The sequence below is a fragment of the Nocardia sp. NPDC059228 genome, assembly GCF_042754245.1.
Lineage (GTDB): Bacteria > Actinomycetota > Actinomycetes > Mycobacteriales > Mycobacteriaceae > Nocardia.
Genome location: NZ_JBHZAL010000185.1, coordinates 1 through 661, shown reverse-complemented (window position 1 = coordinate 661; position 661 = coordinate 1). Strand labels below are relative to the sequence as shown.

The 661-nt window shown below is 69.1% G+C and carries 1 protein-coding gene; it reads right to left on the bottom strand.

The window, feature by feature from the left end:
- Nucleotides 1-661 (bottom strand): dTDP-glucose 4,6-dehydratase (locus ACFXKA_RS43370; RefSeq protein WP_379431965.1); only part of this gene is annotated, 661 nt, incomplete at both ends.

Here is a 661-nt window from a genome sequence, read left to right as displayed (position 1 = left end):
GCCGCCGATGTTGTAGATCTCACCGGCGCGGCCGTCCTGGAGCACGAGGTGGATGCCGCGGCAGTGGTCGTCCACGTGCAGCCACTCGCGGATGTTGCCTCCGTCGCCGTACAGCGGCACCTGGCGGGCTTCCAGCAGGTTGGTGACGAACAGGGGGATGAGCTTCTCGGGGTGCTGGTACGGCCCGTAGTTGTTGGAGCAGCGCGTGATGGAGAGGTCCACTCCGTGGGTGCGCCAGTAGGTGCGGGCGACCAGGTCGGAACAGGCCTTGGAGGCCGCGTAGGGAGTGTTGGGCAGCAGCGGCCAGTCCTCGGTCCAGGAGCCCTCCCCGATCGAGCCGTACACCTCGTCGGTGGAGACGTGCACGACGCGCTCGACACCGGTGTGCAGCACGGCTTCGAGCAGCGTCTGGGTGCCCAGGACGTTGGTGCGGAAGAACTCGCCCGCGCCCTCCAGTGAGCGGTCCACATGGGACTCCGCGGCGAAGTGCACCACGGCGTCGTGTCCGGGCAGCAGTTCACGCAGCAGGCCCGCGTCGCAGATGTCGCCCCGGACGAACTCCAGGCGCGGGTGCGTGGCCGGCAGGTTGTCGCGGTTGCCCGCGTAGGTCAGCTTGTCCAGGACGGTGACGCGGGCGCCCTGCCACCCCGCGTAGTTGTCC